The 18,338-nt window shown below is 33.2% G+C and carries 19 protein-coding genes and 1 tRNA gene; 13 read left to right on the top strand and 7 right to left on the bottom strand.

The features are described from left to right. The first annotated feature begins 83 nt into the window (after positions 1–83). Positions 84–272 carry a hypothetical protein gene (locus tag ACNQGG_RS15705; RefSeq protein WP_417965534.1) on the top strand — a complete coding sequence of 63 codons (189 nt, stop codon included), beginning with the start codon at positions 84–86 and terminating at the stop codon, positions 270–272. 100 nt (positions 273–372) lie between these two features. Here the strand turns inward: ACNQGG_RS15705 and ACNQGG_RS15700 are convergent, their stop codons facing one another. Then, on the bottom strand, positions 373–825 hold the full coding sequence (locus ACNQGG_RS15700; protein ID WP_417965532.1) for a DUF4442 domain-containing protein: 453 nt from the start codon (positions 823–825) through the stop codon (positions 373–375). A gap of 234 nt (positions 826–1,059) precedes the next feature. On the opposite strand from ACNQGG_RS15700, the gene ACNQGG_RS15695 reads away from it, so the two are divergent. The 5 genes from ACNQGG_RS15695 to ACNQGG_RS15675 all read left to right on the top strand — a co-directional run bounded on the left by ACNQGG_RS15695 (position 1,060) and on the right by ACNQGG_RS15675 (position 5,493). Beyond that, entirely contained in the window at positions 1,060–1,515 is a 456-nt protein-coding gene (locus ACNQGG_RS15695; RefSeq protein ID WP_417965530.1) for a DUF4870 domain-containing protein, read from the top strand. Positions 1,516–1,754: 239 nt separating this feature from the next. Continuing rightward, a complete protein-coding gene (locus tag ACNQGG_RS15690) occupies positions 1,755–2,087 on the top strand; it encodes a PadR family transcriptional regulator (RefSeq protein WP_314897111.1) in 333 nt (110 codons plus the stop codon). Between the two features lie 2 nt (positions 2,088–2,089). Next, positions 2,090–3,826 (top strand): PspC domain-containing protein, encoded by a 1,737-nt coding sequence (locus ACNQGG_RS15685; protein WP_417965528.1) that lies wholly within the window; start codon positions 2,090–2,092, stop codon positions 3,824–3,826. 2 nt (positions 3,827–3,828) lie between these two features. Beyond that, positions 3,829–4,569: a head GIN domain-containing protein gene (locus tag ACNQGG_RS15680; RefSeq protein ID WP_417965526.1), complete on the top strand. Its 741-nt coding sequence runs from the start codon at positions 3,829–3,831 to the stop codon at positions 4,567–4,569. Between the two features lie 90 nt (positions 4,570–4,659). Then, complete coding sequence (locus tag ACNQGG_RS15675) at positions 4,660–5,493, top strand: GIN domain-containing protein (protein WP_417965524.1); 834 nt, start codon at positions 4,660–4,662, stop codon at positions 5,491–5,493. Positions 5,494–5,705: 212 nt separating this feature from the next. On the opposite strand, the gene trxB is transcribed toward ACNQGG_RS15675, so the two are convergent. Further along, entirely contained in the window at positions 5,706–6,653 is a 948-nt protein-coding gene (trxB, locus tag ACNQGG_RS15670) for a thioredoxin-disulfide reductase (protein ID WP_417965522.1), read from the bottom strand. 158 nt (positions 6,654–6,811) lie between these two features. On the opposite strand from trxB, the gene ACNQGG_RS15665 reads away from it, so the two are divergent. Then, positions 6,812–6,886: transfer RNA gene (locus ACNQGG_RS15665), tRNA-Pro, on the top strand. Positions 6,887–6,986: 100 nt separating this feature from the next. Here ACNQGG_RS15665 and ACNQGG_RS15660 read toward each other — a convergent pair. Beyond that, entirely contained in the window at positions 6,987–7,736 is a 750-nt protein-coding gene (locus ACNQGG_RS15660) for a 4-hydroxy-tetrahydrodipicolinate reductase (RefSeq protein ID WP_417965520.1), read from the bottom strand. Between the two features lie 593 nt (positions 7,737–8,329). On the opposite strand from ACNQGG_RS15660, the gene ACNQGG_RS15655 reads away from it, so the two are divergent. The 6 genes from ACNQGG_RS15655 (at position 8,330) to ACNQGG_RS15630 (ending at position 13,643) form a co-directional block, all read left to right on the top strand. Beyond that, complete coding sequence (locus ACNQGG_RS15655) at positions 8,330–9,097, top strand: ParA family protein (RefSeq protein WP_416837053.1); 768 nt, start codon at positions 8,330–8,332, stop codon at positions 9,095–9,097. A gap of 4 nt (positions 9,098–9,101) precedes the next feature. Continuing rightward, positions 9,102–10,001 (top strand): ParB/RepB/Spo0J family partition protein, encoded by a 900-nt coding sequence (locus tag ACNQGG_RS15650; protein WP_417965518.1) that lies wholly within the window; start codon positions 9,102–9,104, stop codon positions 9,999–10,001. Continuing rightward, positions 10,001–10,564 (top strand): DUF5683 domain-containing protein, encoded by a 564-nt coding sequence (locus ACNQGG_RS15645; protein ID WP_417965516.1) that lies wholly within the window; start codon positions 10,001–10,003, stop codon positions 10,562–10,564. Before ACNQGG_RS15650 ends, ACNQGG_RS15645 begins: the two co-directional genes overlap by 1 nt. Positions 10,565–10,623: 59 nt before the next feature. Then, positions 10,624–11,325, top strand: a complete 702-nt coding sequence (gene dapB / locus ACNQGG_RS15640) for a 4-hydroxy-tetrahydrodipicolinate reductase (RefSeq protein ID WP_417965514.1) — start codon at positions 10,624–10,626, stop codon at positions 11,323–11,325. A 59-nt stretch (positions 11,326–11,384) separates the two neighbouring features. Then, positions 11,385–12,935, top strand: coding sequence for a signal peptidase I (gene lepB / locus ACNQGG_RS15635; RefSeq protein WP_417965512.1), 1,551 nt, complete (start codon positions 11,385–11,387; stop codon positions 12,933–12,935). Between the two features lie 87 nt (positions 12,936–13,022). After that, positions 13,023–13,643, top strand: a complete 621-nt coding sequence (locus tag ACNQGG_RS15630; protein ID WP_417965510.1) for a WbqC family protein — start codon at positions 13,023–13,025, stop codon at positions 13,641–13,643. 14 nt (positions 13,644–13,657) lie between these two features. Here the strand turns inward: ACNQGG_RS15630 and ACNQGG_RS15625 are convergent, their stop codons facing one another. Genes ACNQGG_RS15625 through mutL form a run of 4 tightly spaced genes read right to left on the bottom strand, consistent with a single transcriptional unit; the run spans position 13,658 to position 18,240 of the window. Then, a complete protein-coding gene (locus ACNQGG_RS15625) occupies positions 13,658–14,710 on the bottom strand; it encodes an endonuclease/exonuclease/phosphatase family protein (RefSeq protein ID WP_417965508.1) in 1,053 nt (350 codons plus the stop codon). A 32-nt stretch (positions 14,711–14,742) separates the two neighbouring features. Continuing rightward, positions 14,743–15,621 carry a rhomboid family intramembrane serine protease gene (locus tag ACNQGG_RS15620; RefSeq protein WP_417965506.1) on the bottom strand — a complete coding sequence of 293 codons (879 nt, stop codon included), beginning with the start codon at positions 15,619–15,621 and terminating at the stop codon, positions 14,743–14,745. Positions 15,622–15,655: 34 nt separating this feature from the next. Then, entirely contained in the window at positions 15,656–16,402 is a 747-nt protein-coding gene (locus ACNQGG_RS15615; RefSeq protein WP_417965504.1) for a rhomboid family intramembrane serine protease, read from the bottom strand. After that, a complete protein-coding gene (mutL, locus tag ACNQGG_RS15610) occupies positions 16,399–18,240 on the bottom strand; it encodes a DNA mismatch repair endonuclease MutL (RefSeq protein WP_417965502.1) in 1,842 nt (613 codons plus the stop codon). The genes ACNQGG_RS15615 and mutL overlap by 4 nt, the downstream gene beginning before the upstream one ends. Between the last annotated feature and the right edge of the window lie 98 nt (positions 18,241–18,338).

Raw genomic sequence — 18,338 nt, 5'->3', positions numbered from 1 at the left:
AAATTGGTTTAATTTATTACATATATTTGAATCGTATTTTTAGATTCAAATCCAAAATAAAAAACCATCTTAAAGTTATTAAAATGAAAAAAATTATTACACTAATAACAATCGCTTTCTTTTCAGTTACTGTTGGCGCACAAGAAGTAAAACCAGTTCTAAAAGAAAAAGCTAAAAAAGAATCTTGTTGTACTAAAAAAGATTCAAAATCAAAAGCCGAAGGAAAAAAATGTGATGCATCAATGGCTAAAGCCAATGGGAAAAAATGCTAAGCTAAAGCGTAACTATTCCATTATCCATAAAAAACGTCTCTTGGATTTTGAGGCGTTTTTCTATTTTTTATAATTTCGATACAAATTTATTAAGCGTTTTTTATTTAACTCTTACACTCCATTCAAAATCCATTTCGGATACTTGGATTCCTTTTTCGTCTGTTCCAATAGATTTCATCCAGAAGGTCTGCCCCTCTCCAGCAGCAATAGTTTCTTGAATGGCTTTTTCAATTAAATGACCATCGGTACAAGTAAAAGTGATTCTTCCTGTTGCTTTCTTTGTAAAATTTCCTTTATTGTTAGCGACTAACATCGATATTTTTTTGCCGCTTTTTTGAATTTGATACATGACCAAAGCCCCCGTAGAAAGTTCAGCAGCCATAGCTTGCACTGCAAAATACATAGAATTAAATGGATTTTGGTTAATCCAGCGATGTTTTACTGACACTACACATTTATCTTCATCTATCTCTTTTACACGTACGCCACAGATAAATGCCGATGGTAATTTAAACAATAGAAATTTATTAAGTTTTGACACGGTAAGTTTCATATGTAGCTACTATTTGGTTTTTATAGAAATAGGGGTTGCCATTCTTCATTGTTTTTGCGATTTTGAATCATGGCGAGTTTATTATTATTGATTTTTTTGCTAAAATACAAAAAAATACTATGCGTACATATTAAAATAATTTGTTAATATTTTGTTAATATTTGGTACTATGTGAAACAAGATACTGTCTTTTAGCCATATATTTGCATAAGAAATTACTATATACTTTTAATCATGGAAACAACTACCGAAAAAAACACCGCTACATTTACTCATTTGAGTGCTTTAACTCAATACTTTATTCCTTTTGGGAATTATATTTTTCCAATATTAATTTGGTCTTCAAAAAAAGACAAATCGGAATTTGTGGATTACCACGGAAAACAAGTGCTGAATTTCCAGTTAAGTTTATTACTGTATTCTTTAGTACTTATTATGATCGCTGTTCCTATCTTTCTAATTACTTTCTTAAAGAATATTCCTTTTGAAGCGCTAATAAATGATCACGATGTTGTTTTAAGAAATTTTAGTTTTGAAGGAAACATCGGAATGTTAACAGTAGGTTTAGTAGCTGTTTTAATTTTTGGCCTTTTGAAAGTGGTTGAATTCTTTTTAATCATTTATGCTTCCATAAAAACATCAAATGGTGAAAAATACAACTACCCAATTACGATTCCGTTTCTTAAATAGGACACAGAATAGATTAAAAGAGAATAGAAATATCTAAAGTGAACTAAATAGCCCTGATTGAAACGACATCCTTTACTTGCTTTCTTTAAGCAAGTAAAGATAAAGTGGAAAGCAGGAATAAGCTCCAGAAAGAAAGAGTGCTAAGCAATGAGAGATTGCTTCGTTCCTCACAATGACATAATCAATCATCAATCAAAAAATGAATAGTTTAATCAACCAAAAATCAAAAAAAAGAAATTATGAACATTGAAAACACAAAAGCCCAGATGCGTAAAGGTGTTCTCGAGTTTTGCATCTTATCCGTATTGAAAGAAAAAGATGCCTACACATCGGAAATATTAGACACTTTGAAAAACGCAAAATTATTAGTCGTGGAGGGAACCATTTATCCATTACTCACAAGATTGAAAAACGATGGATTACTCAACTACCGTTGGGAAGAATCAACATCAGGACCACCAAGAAAATACTATGGTCTGACCGAAATAGGACAAGCTTTTTTAAACGAACTTAGTGGTACTTGGACTGAATTATCTGATGCCGTAAACCTTATAACCAACCAAAAACAATAGTCATGAACAAAACTGTAAATATAAACTTAGGCGGAATGTTCTTTCATATAGATGAAGATGCATACCAAAAATTAACACGATACTTTGATGCTATAAAACGTTCTTTATCGAATTCATCAGGACATGATGAGATTATAAAAGATATCGAAATGCGTGTTTCGGAATTATTGAACGAGAAACAAAAAAGTGACAAACACGTTGTAGGATTAAAAGATGTAGATGAGGTAATTACCGTAATGGGACAACCTGAAGATTACATCATTGAAGATGAATTGAAAGGTTCTCAAACGTATAGTGACAACACTAATAGAAGATCAAAAAAACTGTACAGAGATAAAGAAAAAGGAATGATTGGTGGTGTTGCTGCAGGATTAGGGCACTATTTTGGAATCGATGCTGTTTGGATCAGAATTGTTTTATTACTATTAGTTTTTGCTGGATTTGGAACTGGTATTCTTGCTTACATCATTCTTTGGGTTGTAACACCAGAAGCCATTACAACATCAGAAAAGCTAGAAATGACTGGAGAACCAGTTAACATTTCGAATATCGAAAAAAAAGTTAGAGAAGAGTTTGAAAGCGTTTCAGGAAAAATAAAAAATGTTGATTACGACAAATATGGCAATCAAATAAAAACGGGTGCCAATAGAATAGGAAACTCATTTGGTGATTTTATCATGACTGTTTTTAAGGTTTTTGCAAAATTTCTGGGTGTGATTTTGATTATAACCGGAATTGCAACTTTAATTTGTTTACTGATAGCCGTTTTTACTTTAGGTTCTTCAAATTTTATTGATGTGCCTTGGCAAAGTTTCATTGAAGCGGGGAATTTTACTGATTATCCAATATGGTCTTTTGGACTATTGATGTTCTTTGCTGTAGGGATTCCATTCTTTTTCTTGACACTATTAGGTTTTAAATTATTGTCTCCAAATATAAAGTCAATAGGAAATATTGCAAAATATACGCTGTTGGCACTTTGGATAATTGCCATAGCAATCCTAATTTCAATTGGAATAAAACAAGCATCTGAAGTGGCATACGAAGGAAAAACTGTTCAAAAAGAAACTATTAATCTGATGCCAACGGACACTTTATATGTAAAATTTAGATACAATGATTATTATACAAAAAGTATTAATGAAAGAGAAAACTTCAAATTTGTACAGGATTCTGCAAATACTGAATTAATTTATTCCAACAATGTGAGGTTTCAAATTTTACATACGGATGAGAAATTACCATTCATTCAGATTGAGAAAATGGCAAGAGGGAAATCATTTCAAGATGCCAAAAAAAGAGCCGAAAAAATAAAATACACTATTAAAATTGAAGGAAATCATTTAATTTTAGACAATTATTTATTGACTGAGGTAACTAATAAATTCCGTGATCAGGAAGTGGAAATCTTTTTATACTTACCTGAAGGGACTTTATTGAAACCAGATTCTTCAGTTCAGGATTATGACAGTTCTGATGATTCGTTCTTCAACTTGCATTATAGTTCTGACAACTATATTTATAAAGTAGAAAATTCACAAATAAAATGTTTGAATTGTCCTGCTGATGAAAATGAATATGATGACGTAGAAAACGACATGGACGATGACAGCACTCAAACATCGGTTACAATTAATAAAAATGGAGTTTCTGTAAAAAATGATACTATCATTGATTCAAAAAATAATATTCAAGAATTAAAAATTAATAAAGACGGCATTATCATTAAAACCAAATAGCCATGATAAAAATCATCACATTAATCACAAAATTTATTATTGTCACTTTGGTTGCATTATTGTTTGCATCATGTAATCACATGATAAACATAAAATCAATAGAAGGAAGTGGCCATGTCACAACCGAAAAGCGAATTGTAAAAGGCGATTTTAAAAGCATTGAAGTCAGTAATGCTATTGATCTTGTCATTGAACAATCAGACAAAATAGAAATTATTGTTGAAGCTGATGATAATTTGCAAAAAGAAATCACAACAAAAGTAGAAAACGGCGTTCTTATTATTGCTTGTAATTACAATTCTTTCAACAATATAAAATCAAAAAAAGTAACCGTAAAAATACCTATTATTGATCAGTTAGAAGCTTCTGGAGCTGCTACAATCAAAAGCATAAATATAATAAAAGGGGAAAGTATCAGACTCGAAGCATCCAGTGCAGCTTCAATAAATTTAAATATTGAATCCGATGCTATTTACAATGAATCCAGTAGCGGAAGTACTATTGCCATCAATGGTAAAGCACTTAAACTTGAAGCAACAGCGTCAAGTGGAAGTACTATAGATGCCAAAGATTTATTGGTAAATGAGATCAAAGCTCACGCCTCAAGTGGTTCTACTATTAATGTACATCCAATCGTGAGCTTGGATGCTACAGCATCTAGCGGAGCAAGCATAAACTATAATATTATTCCAAAATCGATTCGGAAAGAAGCTCATTCAGGAGGAAGTATTCATCAGGAATAAGAATTCCTTTTTTAATCAAAAATTAGACAAATCATCCATCAAAAGTGGATGATTTTTTTATATTTGTATAGATCCTAATTCAAAATGAAAATGAAAAAACATACAGTAATACTTCTGCTCCTTTTATCAACTACATTGACCTTTGCACAGAAAAAAGATAAAATAAAAGGTTCGAAAACAGTTACCGTTGAACAAAGAGAAGTTGGTAATTTTGAATCCCTTGAAGTAGAAGATAATATTGAAGTTCATTTGGAAAGAGGAGAAAAAACGGAACTGAAAGTTGAAGCTGACGATAATTTACATGATATTATTTCAGTTGATTTAAGAGACAAAATACTGCGCATTTATACCACTAAGGAAGCAGTAAGCTCCAAAAAAATAATTGTAAGAGTTACCTATACTAAAGATTTAAACTTGATAATTTCAAAAAACGAATCGACTGTAAATGCAATACAAGAAATTCAATTGGACAATTTAACATTTAAAGCTTATGATTTTTCCCAACTTTATTTGAATGTCAATGCCAAGAATTTTATACTACAGGCTGATGACAAATCAAAAACAGAACTTAATTTGAAATCCGAAAACGCAATTATCGAATTAAGTAAAAATGCATCTCTAAAAGCATTAGCTACTACTGTTGATTTGAAAGTGGATATGTACCAAAAATCAACCGCGACTATTGAGGGTGACGCGACCAATGCAAGTATCCGATTGGATAACAATTCAGCATTAACAGCCAGTAAACTTACCGTAAAAAATGCCGATGTAACCACCGAAAGTTATTCCAATTGCAGTTTAAACGCAACTGTAACAGTTATTATAGATGCTGCCGAAAAATCAGAAATTCAGCTTTTGGGAACACCAAAAATCGAAATACGAAAATTTGCCGATGAAGCTAAATTGTTTAAAAAATTGAAATAGAGAATCTTCCCCCAACCCCTCCGAAGGAGGGGAGAAAAAGAGATGTAATACCATTGTATTTAAACTTACCCCATAAATCACCAACAAAAAGTCCCACTTGCTAAGGCAAATGGGACTTTTTTCATTTTGAAAAGCTAACGCGATAGAAAATTTCCTAACAAATCTTTTATCTATCCGTCTATTATCTTTTATCTAAAAAAATAGAAATCTGATTATTCTTTAGAAGCCAAATATCTCTCGGCATCAAGAGCAGCCATACAACCTGTTCCAGCAGCTGTTATTGCTTGACGATATACATGATCCGCAGCATCACCAGCTACGAAAACGCCATCAACATTTGTTTTTGAAGTTCCTGGAGTATTGATAATATATCCTGTTTCGTCTAATGTAATAAACTCATTGAAAATATCCGTATTTGGTTTGTGCCCAATAGCCACAAAGAAACCGGTAGCAGGAATATCAAAAATCTCCCCCGTAGTTTTATTTAAAGCTTTTACCCCTTCAACAACTTGCTCGTCTCCTAATACTTCAACAGTATCGTGATTCATTAATATCGTTATGTTCTCCGTTTTACGAACGCGTTCTTCCATAATTTTAGAAGCTCTGAATTTTTCACTTCGCACCAACATTGTTACTTTTTTACAAAGCTTAGACAAATAGTGTGCTTCTTCACAAGCTGAATCTCCTGCTCCAACGATTACTACTTCTTGATTTCTATAGAAAAAACCATCACAAACAGCACATGCAGAAACGCCACCACCCATTTTTAAATAGTGCTGCTCTGAAGGTAAACCTAAATATTTAGCAGATGCACCTGTCGAAATAATTACGGTTTCACAATGCAATTCTTTAGTGCCATTGATCCAAACTTTATGAATATCCCCTGAAAAATCTACTTTAGTTGCCCAACCGTCACGCACATCAGTACCAAAACGTTGTGCTTGCGCTTGCAATTGAACCATCATCTCGGGACCTGTAACACCATCAACATAACCCGGAAAGTTCTCTACTTCATTGGTTGTTGTTAATTGACCCCCAGGTTGAATTCCCTGATATAAAACCGGGTTCATATTTGCTCTGGCGGCATATATAGCTGCTGTATAACCCGCAGGGCCAGACCCTATAATAAGACATTTTATTTTTTCGATTGTATCAGACATGTTGTTTTTTATTACATTTTTGAAGTTGCAAATGTAGTTTTTTAATAAAAAAATATGGCGATAAAAAGATCATTTTTACCTATTCCGAAATAATATTCCCCTATTTTGTTTTTTGGTTTGGTCAAATAAAAAATAATTCTATCTTTGCACCAGAATTACGGGGTGTAGCGTAGCTCGGTTATCGCGCCTGCTTTGGGAGCAGGAGGCCGCAGGTTCGAATCCTGCCACCCCGACAAAAGTCGAACAGAAATGTTCGACTTTTTTGTATGATAAAATCATTATGGCATCCCGAAAAAGCGAAGCCGAAAGGTCCGAAGAATTGACCTTTATAACCTAAGTCGAAAAATAAGGTTGTAAAATATCTTCAAAATTATACAAACCTTTACTTTTATTTTTTAAATTTTCGGCAACAAAAATCACTCCGCTACCAAAAGCTTCTCTTGAAATGGATTCGTGAATCAGTCGAACCGTTTGAAATGGAAATCCAAAAATTATCTCATGTTTCCCCACAATACCCCCTGCCCTAACCGAATTTATATTCTCTTTTTCAACATCCAATGCTTCCGCAATTTTAATTGCAGTACCCGAAGTTCCCTCTTTTAATTTAAAATGCTCCTCATTGATTTCAACATCTACCCATGGTGCAATTTTTTTTAAAAATTTAGCTGCAAATAATAAATAATTAACCCCTAAAGTAATATTGGGAGACCAAAACACAGTGGTTTTCAGTGCTAATTGTTTCAGTAATTCTATTTCCTTTTCTTTATAATGCGATATAGCCGAAATAATTTTAATCTCCCGCTCGGCTGCTATCGATCCATACGTATAAATCCCTTGATCTGAAGAAAAATCAATGATAATATCCACCGGGTGTTTATCTAAAAGTTCTTCCATTGAAATCTTAGAACTGGAATATATTAATCCTGGTTCATCAGAATGTACCCCTAAGAATTCAGGAACTGATCTATGTTCTAAAAGTGTACTTTGCCTTAACACCCATTCCAAACAAAATTCTTTATTTTGAAGAATTACCGAAGCTACGGCTTTACCTGTTTTTCCAAATCCTATTAATCCAATTTTCATGTTATTGTTTTTATTTTATTAAAATAAAGAAGCATATTAATTTGAATAATTAAAGTACTACTGAAATAATTTTATTTCTATTTTTTACCCTTGCCAGATATTTTTGAAACATTATTTTTTTGAAATGGCGCTAATTGCTTTTTTTATAAAAATCTAATTGTAAAGATTGATAAGTATTCAAATTTCAAATAAAAACCGACAATAAGGTTCAGCAACAAACCCTCGATTAAGAGAAAACAAATCGAGGCATTGCAATCTAAAAATAAACTCCTACTATTTATAGCTGTTAATGTAAACATAGACATTTCAATCTAGGTACAGCCACAGGATATCTTTTATTATACCAATTAATTTAAATACTTGAAATTCTTCGTTTTTAGATAAATAAATATTAAAATCTCGTCTCTAGCTATCGGTGGCAAAAAACATCGGGATAGAAACGAACCGCAGGAATAGCTCCCGAAAATCATATCCGTCTTAAAAATTCGAATCTGTCAAATAGCGACTAATCAACCTTTAACAAATGTTAACAAAATAGATTTTTAGAAACCATAAATAATTGTATTTTTACGGTTCAAAATTTAGAAAAATAAATGGGCAAAATCATCGCGATTGCTAATCAAAAAGGTGGAGTTGGAAAGACTACAACGTCTGTAAATCTGGCTGCTTCACTGGGTGTTTTAGAAAAGAAAGTATTACTTATTGATGCTGACCCCCAGGCAAATGCCTCATCAGGATTGGGTATTGATGTTGAATCTGTTGAAATTGGTACATATCAAATTCTGGAGCATAGTCATACGCCGAAAGAGGCAATTATAAAATGTTCCGCTCCAAATGTAGATGTGATTCCATCTCATATTGATCTTGTTGCTATTGAAATCGAATTAGTCGATAAAGAAAACAGGGAGTATATGCTTAAAAAAGCATTGGAAAGTGTCAAAGACGAGTATGATTATATTATTATAGATTGTGCGCCATCTCTTGGATTACTTACCTTGAACGCTTTGACTGCAGCTGATTCCGTAATTATTCCTATTCAATGTGAATATTTTGCATTAGAAGGTTTAGGCAAATTATTGAATACCATAAAAAGTATCCAAAAAATTCACAATCCCGATTTAGACATTGAAGGGTTATTATTGACCATGTTTGACTCGAGATTGCGTTTATCAAACCAAGTAGTTGAAGAGGTTCAAAAACATTTCAACGACATGGTTTTTGACACCATTATTCAAAGAAATGTAAAACTGAGCGAAGCACCAAGCTTTGGAGAAAGTATAATAAACTACGATGCGACAAGCAAAGGAGCTACCAATTACTTACATCTTGCTCAAGAAGTTATAAAGAAAAACAGTAAATAGTTTTATGGCAAAAGCACTAAAAAAACAAGCCTTAGGAAGAGGATTATCTGCGTTATTGAAAGATCCGGAAAACGATATAAAATCCGTAAACGATAAAAATGCCGATAAAGTTGTAGGGAATATTATTGAGCTTGAAATTGATGCGATAGAAATAAATCCGTTTCAGCCCAGAAGTAATTTCAATGAGGAATCTCTGAGAGAACTAGCGACTTCTATCAAAGAATTAGGCGTTATTCAGCCCATTACCGTACGTAAATTAGACTTCAATAAATACCAATTGATTTCGGGTGAACGCCGTCTTCGGGCGTCAACTCTTGTGGGATTGACTACCGTTCCTGCTTATATTCGTATTGCAAACGATAATGAATCACTAGTTATGGCCTTGGTTGAAAATATTCAACGTCATGATTTAGATCCAATTGAGATTGCACTTTCATACCAACGTTTGATTGATGAAATTCAATTGACTCAAGAACAAATGAGTGAGCGTGTGGGGAAAAAACGTTCTACAATTGCCAATTATTTGAGACTTTTAAAATTAGACCCGATAATCCAAACTGGGATTCGTGATGGTTTTATCAGTATGGGTCATGGTCGTGCGATAATCAATATTGAAGACCAAGACATTCAAACTGATATTTATCAAAAAATCGTTAGTCAAAACCTTTCGGTTCGTGACACGGAAGCTTTGGTAAAAAACTATCAGGAAAGTTTAAAACCAAAACCTGCCGGTAAACCTAAAGCGGCTTCCTTTGAAATTGCAGCTGCTCACAAAAGTACTTTTACAAATTATTTTGGAACCAAAGTGGATGTAAAAGTAGCCGGAAACGGTAAAGGGAAAATCACTATTCCATTTCACTCTGAAGAAGACTTCAACCGAATTATTAAATTAATAAACGAGTAGTGCGTAAAATCATTTTCATAGGTCTATTCCTCTTTATAACAGGAAACGCAACTGTTTTTGCACAATCGAAAACTAAGGATGCGGTTCTGATAGCAAAAGACACTTTGAAATCAAATGATATTGATCCCTTGACACCTGCAAAAGCAGCCTTTTATTCGGCAATTTTACCAGGACTTGGACAAGCTTACAACAAAAAATATTGGAAAATACCCATCGTTTATGGTGCTATGGGGACTAGTCTTTATTATTATATTGATAGCAATAAAAAATACCATCAATACCGAGATGCCTATAAACGCAGGCTCGAGGGTTACACGGATGACAATTACGCTTATTTAGATAAAACACGATTGATTGCAGGCCAAAAATTTTATCAGAGAAATAGGGATTTGTCGGCATTGATAACTTTAGGTTTTTATGTTTTAAATATTGTGGATGCTAATGTTGACGCTGCATTAATACAGTTCAATGTGGATGAAAATTTATCCGTAAGACCAAATATTTATCCCAATGATGTAACATTCAAAACAAACTTCGGACTAACTCTTAACTATAACTTTTAACCACAGGTCGATACGACTCGTCAGGTTACTGTTTATTTAAATTTAAAAAAATAAAACAAATGAAAATTGCGCTTTTAGGATATGGAAAAATGGGTCAGGTAATAGAAAGAATTGCTCTTGAAAGAGGTCATGAAATCGTTTTGAAAAAGGATGAATTCAACACTTATGAAGGGCTTTCAAATGCAGATGTAGCCATTGATTTCAGTGTTCCAACAGCCGCTGTACCCAATATTTCAAGTTGTTTTCATGCTAATGTACCTGTAATCTCAGGAACTACAGGCTGGTTAGAACATTATAATGAAATGCTAGCTTTGTGCGCAGACAAAAACGGTGCATTCATTTCCAGTTCAAACTTCAGTTTAGGCGTAAATATTTTCTTTGAACTCAATGAGTATTTGGCTAAAATAATGTCAAAATTTGACAATTATACTGTTGAAATGGAAGAAATTCATCATACTCAAAAACTGGATGCACCAAGTGGAACTGCAATTTCATTGGCAAAAGGAGTAATTGAAAATAGTAAATACACCAATTGGACATTAGAAAATCCTGAAGCGAATCAAATTTATATTGATACCAAAAGAACTGGTACTGTTCCCGGAACTCATACGGTAACTTATAACTCGGTTGTTGATGCCATCGAAATAAAACATACCGCACACAACCGCGAAGGTTTTGCCCTCGGAGCGGTTATTGCAGCAGAATGGATTATAGGCAAACAAGGTGTTTTTACAATGAAAGACGTTTTAAATTTAAAATAAACTTGTTTTAATCTAAGCTAGTTTCGAATGAAACTACTTTAAACTATAAATAAAAAATTATGACAGCATATCAATGGTTTGTGTTTTTTCTAATCATGCAGGTAGTTCACTTTTTAGGAACTTGGAAATTATACGAAAGTGCAGGTAGAAAGCGTTGGGAAGCAGCTATTCCTGTTTATAATGCAATTGTGTTAATGAAAATAATTGGTCGTCCTACTTGGTGGACCGTTTTACTTTTTATCCCAATTATTAACCTAATTATGTTTCCTGTAATTTGGGTTGAAACCTTAAGGAGTTTTGGAAAAAAATCTTCGTTAGATACTTTTTTAGGTATTGTAACTTTTGGATTCTATATCTATTATGTCAACTATACCCAAAAATTAGATTACATCTCAGACAGAAGTTTACAACCTGAAAATAAAACGGCAGATACCATTAGCTCGTTACTTTTTGCAGTTATCGTAGCTACTGTAGTTCATACCTATTTTATTCAGCCGTATACTATTCCTACATCATCACTGGAGAAATCATTATTAATTGGCGATTTTTTATTTGTAAGCAAAATGAATTATGGCGCTAGAGTGCCTATGACTACTGTGGCTTTGCCAATGGTACATGATTCAATTCCTTTGACTAAAAGTAAATCTTATCTTACTTGGCCGCAATTGCCTTATTTAAGACTACCTGGTATTCAAAACATAAATCGAACTGATATAGTGGTTTTCAACTGGCCTGTAGACACTGTTTATAAATTTTTTGACACATCAAAAAGAAGAGCTTACAAACCAGTAGATAAAAAATCGAATTACGTAAAAAGATGTGTTGGTATTCCTGGAGATAGCTTGTCTATAAAAGACGGAATAGTTTACATCAACGGCAAAATATTACAATTACCGGAAAGGGCTAAACCGCAATTTTCATATGCAGTTGCACTAGACGGAAAAACATCAATCGATTTTGAATCTTTATTAAAAGAGTTAGATATTACAGATGATGCAGGGTTTAAAACTGATTTAAGAGATACTTTGTTCTTAAAAGCACTTACCGCAGCCGGAGCAGAAAGATTAAAAAATGTTCCCGGAGTTGTATCCGTAACAAGACAAATCTCAAAAGGTATAGAAGGCGGTATATTCCCACATATCAACAAATGGAACCGCGATAATTTTGGTCCGATTTACATTCCACAAAAAGGAAAAACAGTTTCATTAACTACTGAAACACTTCCATTTTACAGAATGATTATCTCTGAATATGAGAAGAAAGATTTAAAAGTTAATGGGAGCGAAATTAGAATAGACGGTAAAGTAGTGGATAGCTACACTTTCGACCAAAATTATTATTGGATGATGGGAGACAACCGTCATAACTCTGAAGATAGCCGGTATTGGGGATATGTTCCTGAAGATCACATCGTAGGAAAACCAATTTTCATATGGCTGAGTATCGACCCTCATGGAAAAGGACTCAATAAAGTTCGTTGGGATAGAGTTTTCACAACTGTTAGCGGTGAAGGCCAACCGCAATCGTACTTTAAATTATTCCTTCTTGCCTTAGTAGCCTTCTTTGTTGGAGAATATTTTTGGAAAAAAAGAAAAGAGAAAAAAGATTAACTTAAGGATTGGTTAATCCGAAAATTTCATAAGTCATAATTTCAATAAAATGTTTTTATGACTTTTGTTTTTAAAATACTTTCAAAGATGAACACTTTATTGAATCCAACCTATTTTCCATCAATTAGTAATTTTGTGGCCATGGCTCAGGCTGAAAGTATTACGTTTGAAATTGAAGATAATTTCCAGAAACAAACCAATCGCAATCGCACTTATATTTACAGTCCAAATGGAATTCAGTTATTGAATATTCCTGTAAAGCATTCGAAAGAAAGTCATCAAAAGACAAAAGATATAAAAATAGAAACTGATTTTGACTGGCAAAAACAGCATTTTAAATCATTGGAAGCAGCGTATAGAAGTTCTCCTTTTTTTGAATTTTTTGAAGATGATTTACGTCCAATTTTCGAAAAAAAGCATACCTTTTTATTGGATTTAAATTTTGAAACTTTAGCTATTCTATCTAAATGTTTGCGTTTTAAAATCGAATATTCAACTACAACTGAATATTTTCATGAAGTTGAAACAACTGTAATAAATGACTTTAGAGGTTTAGTAGACGGAAAAAATGACAAATCCATATTTGAACCTTATACTCAGGTTTTCGATGATAAACATGGATTTATTAACAATCTAAGTGTTCTGGATTTATTATTTAATGAAGGAAAATATGCCGTGGAGTATTTGAAGAAACAAAGACTTTTATAAAATAGCATTTATAATTATTCCTGTTCGAAAGATAATCTAGCCATAATAGGAAAATGATCTGAATTAATAAATTCGGGAAAGTTTTCAAACTTCTTGACCGTAATTTTTTCATCGGCAAAGATATAATCAATTCGTGCTGGGTAATACCGAAACTTATATGTTTCTCCAAAACCTTTACCTGCTTCTTCAAAACTATCTTTTAGCTTTCCTTTTATACCTCTATAAACATACGAAAAAGCGCTATTATTCATATCCCCACAAATGATAATTGGATATTCACAACCTTTAACATGTTCTTTTAGCTTCTCAGCTTGTTCTTGTTGCTCTTTGAAACCTTCACTAATTCTCATCAGCATCTTTTTTGATTTCTTCTGATTAATCACATCAATATTTTCATCAATTTCATTAACATCGGGAGATATTTTCAATGATTGCAAATGCATATTGTACACTCTGATGATATCCTTTCCTTTTTTAATATCAGCAAAAACAATATTGTTAGTTGTGTTCGCAAAAACAATATTTCCTTGATTAATAATGGGAAATTTAGAAAAAATAGCCTGCCCACTTTTAATATTATTTCCATCTGTAAAAATATAGCGGTGCGGATACACTTTAAAATCAATATCGGCTGAAGAAGAGTACTCCTGAATACACAATACATCAGGATTTTTATCATTAATAAAGGTTAAAATTTCAGAAGGAACATCATCTCTATCAATCCACTTAAACACATTGAATAAATGAACATTGTAGCTCATTATAGTAAAATCATTTTCTCCTTTGGGTAATTCGACAGCAGAAAATTTATAGAATTTATTGATAAAAGTAATTCCAATTAAAAGTACAAGACCAGAGACAATCATTCGCTTTTTGAATTGGAGAGCCCAATAAACAAAAAACAATCCATTTATAATAAAGAAAAGAGGCATAAAAAGCGTTAACACTGATAGAAGAGGGTACGATTTTGGTGCTAAAAAAGGAAAAACATAAGCAATGAAAGTCATTACAGCGAGCGCTATATTAAATACAAACATTACTTTATTGAACCATGAAAGGTTTTTCATTTTTTTTATTTTCTCTAACTAAAACTGCTAATTTATTTACCTGCTTTGAACAAAAATTCTTTCTCTTCTTTAGTTAAACTATCATAACCTGATTGACTTATTTTATCCAAAATTTCATCAATTTGTTGCTGAGCTTTATCTTTTGCTATTATTCTCGAGGTACTTTTTTCAACTGGCTTGCTATAATTTTTGTGTACTTTCTTGAATGGCGTTGCTTTTTTGCTACCCAAATTAAAAAGAACATCTACAATAGTCGAAAACCAAGCACAAATATCTCGACCCTTTTTTAGTTGTTGAATGTAAATACAACCAAAAATCGCACCTCCCAAATGTGACAAATGCCCGCCGGTATTACTCATAGGCAATTGAACTAAGTCAACAATAACTAGAACCAAAGCAATATGCCAGAGTTTTACCTGTCCGAAAATAAGCAATCGAATCTCCATAAAAGGAGCATAAGCAACTGTTGCAAAAAGAATGGCCATAACCGAAGCCGATGCACCAATCAAAGACGTATTTGCATTAGTTAAACTGGGGAACAATTGATACCCCAATAAATATATAATACCCGCAAAAATAGCTCCTACAAAATACAAACTCAGCAATTGCTTTTGAGTAAAAAAAGTTAAAAACAATCTTCCGCTAAAGTTGAGCATCAAAAGATTGAACAGAATATGGAAAATATCAGAATGAAAAAAAGCATATGAAATAACGGACCACGGCTTCCATAACAAATCTCCCAGATTCGAAGACAAGCTGATGTAATACAAAAAATTGACATCGATAGCAAACAAATGTAATAGTCCAAAAACAATAGTCGGAATTGCGAAGAGCAAAATATTCCAAAAAATTAATTTTGTAACAACACCGCCAATTTTAACTTGCAATTTTAAATCTTCAATTATACTCATAAGCCGCTATTTTGTATTCGATTCTTTTTTGCGATTAATTCCAACGATTACTATTAAACTGATCTTTCTTCCAATACCACATAATTAGGAAACCAAATAAAGCGCCTCCTACGTGTGCAAAATGAGCGATTCCGCCACCGCCACCAAATATTGATTTCCCTGATATTCCTAAATACAAATCTACTAAAACTAAACCTGGTACAAAATATTTTGCCTTTATTGGCACTGGAATAAACATCAAAGCCAATTCAGCATTAGGGAACATAAAAGCAAAAGCAACAATTACACCATATATAGCTCCAGAAGCTCCAACAACAGTTCCAAAATAGGCACTTACAAAATTTTGAAAACTAGCACTATTTAAAAGCGGAACAATCTGATCATTTCCTTTTCCATTTAAAACAGCTAAAATTTCCGTTTTAGAAAATCCTTGTTCCATCAAAACATTTAATCCATCCTGATAGTAATAATAATTGATTCCTGTATGAAGCAATGCTGCACCTAAGCCACAGGAAATATAGAAAAAGAGAAATTTTTTGCTTCCCCAAATACTTTCTAATGCAGATCCAAAAGAATATAACGCAAACATGTTGAAGAAAATATGCATAAATCCGCCATGCATAAACATGTGCGAAATAGGCTGCCAAACTTGGAAATTTGGATTTTCAGGGAAATACATCGAAAGCATTTTATAAGCGGGATCACCTAACGCAAGCGTCCCAACAAAAAATAAAACATTAATAATGATTAATTGCTTAACCGTTTCTGTTACGTTTCTCATAGTGCAAACTTTTTATCTAAATCTTCCACACGCATGGTGATGAAAGTGGGTTTATGAAATGGGGAAACATTGGGATCTTTACAGGCAAAAAGCCCGTTCACCAAGTTTTCCTGTTCCTTTTCTGTAAGGAGTGTTCCTGTTTTTACCGCTAAACTTTTCGCCATGGATTTGGCAATGGTATCATTCTGGCTAAAACTGCTTTCTGGAATTCCATCCTGTAAATCACTTAATAATTGTTCCAAAACTATTGAAACTTCACTCTCTGTCACATTCACGGGTATTCCCGAAATGACAATATGGTCTGGATTATTTTCTTCGAAAACAAATCCGGTGTTCATTAATGACAGTTGTAATTCAGCGATAAGCTCCATTTCGCTTGACGAAAAAAATAAGTTTAATGGAAATAACAACTGTTGACTTGACGCTTGATTAACTGTCATACTAACCAGAAATTGTTCGTACAAAACACGCTGATGTGCCCGCTGCTGATCCACAATAACCATTCCTGATTTGATGGATGAAACAATGTATTTTTTATGAATTTGATACGTTTTATGAACCGCATGCTCCACTTCTTCATCATTAAATAAAGACGAAGTCACTTCTTCATTTTCGAAAGTAATATGACCAATTTCATCTGTATCTTGTTTTAAGCCTACATACAAACTTTCCCAATTTGCTGTTGGTTCCGGTTTTCTATAACTAGAAAATTGCTTGCTGGGTTTTTCTTCAGAGAACGGATTGAAATTTCCATCAACCTGAATCATTGGCGTAGCACCTTCTAAATCTTTGTAATGATAGGGTGTGTCCAAATTAGAATCCCGATCAAAATCCAAAACTGGAGCCACATTAAATTGTCCCAAACTATGTTTTATTGAAGCTCTCAAAATCGCATATAAAGCGTGTTCGTCATCAAATTTAATTTCCGTTTTAGTGGGATGAATATTAATATCAATCGTATTAGGCGGTACTGATAAATATAAAAAATAACTAGGTTGCGCACCATCTTTCAAAATCCCGTCATAAGCAGCCATAACAGCATGATGCAAATAACCACTTTTTATAAAACGGTCATTCACGAAGAAAAACTGTTCTCCACGGTTTTTCTTGGCAAATTCTGGTTTGCTTACAAATCCTTGAATAGCCACTATTTCTGTTTCTTCCTGAACCGGAACTAATTTCTCATTGGTTTTACCCGAAAAAATAGTAACAATTCGTTGTCGCAAAGTAGATGGCGGTAAATTAAACATTTCACTACCGTTATGATAAAAGGTAAAATGTATTTTGGGGTGTGCCAAAGCCACTCGTTGAAATTCATCAATAATATGGCGGTATTCTACCGTATCCGACTTCAGGAAATTACGTCGCGCCGGAATATTAAAGAATAAATTTTTGACTGCAAAAGAAGTGCCTTTTGGCAAAACAGCAACGTCCTGAGATACAAACTTACTACCTTCAATTATAATATGCGTCCCAAGTTCTTCCTGGTCTTGCTTGGTTTTCATTTCAACATGGGCAATCGCCGCAATAGAAGCCAATGCTTCTCCACGAAATCCTTTGGTATGCAACGAAAATAAATCTTCGGCTTGACGAATTTTGGAAGTGGCGTGACGTTCAAAGCACAAACGTGCATCGGTTACGCTCATTCCTAAACCATTATCAATTACTTGTACTAATGCCTTTCCTGCATCTTTAATAATTAACTTGATGTCCGTTGCTCTGGCATCTACTGCATTTTCAAGCAATTCTTTAACCACCGAAGCTGGTCTTTGGACAACTTCACCAGCAGCAATTTGATTGGCAACGTGATCAGGAAGTAATTGAATAATACTCGACATTAAAAAATTTAGGTTTAAAGTTTAAGGTTTAGGTTTTCAAAACCAAGAAGTACAAATTTAATGAATTTCTATTGGGAATGGTAGCTTATTTAATCATA

This window comes from Flavobacterium esculini (assembly GCF_048284325.1).
Lineage (GTDB): Bacteria > Bacteroidota > Bacteroidia > Flavobacteriales > Flavobacteriaceae > Flavobacterium.
This window is presented reverse-complemented; position numbering and strand designations above follow the sequence as displayed.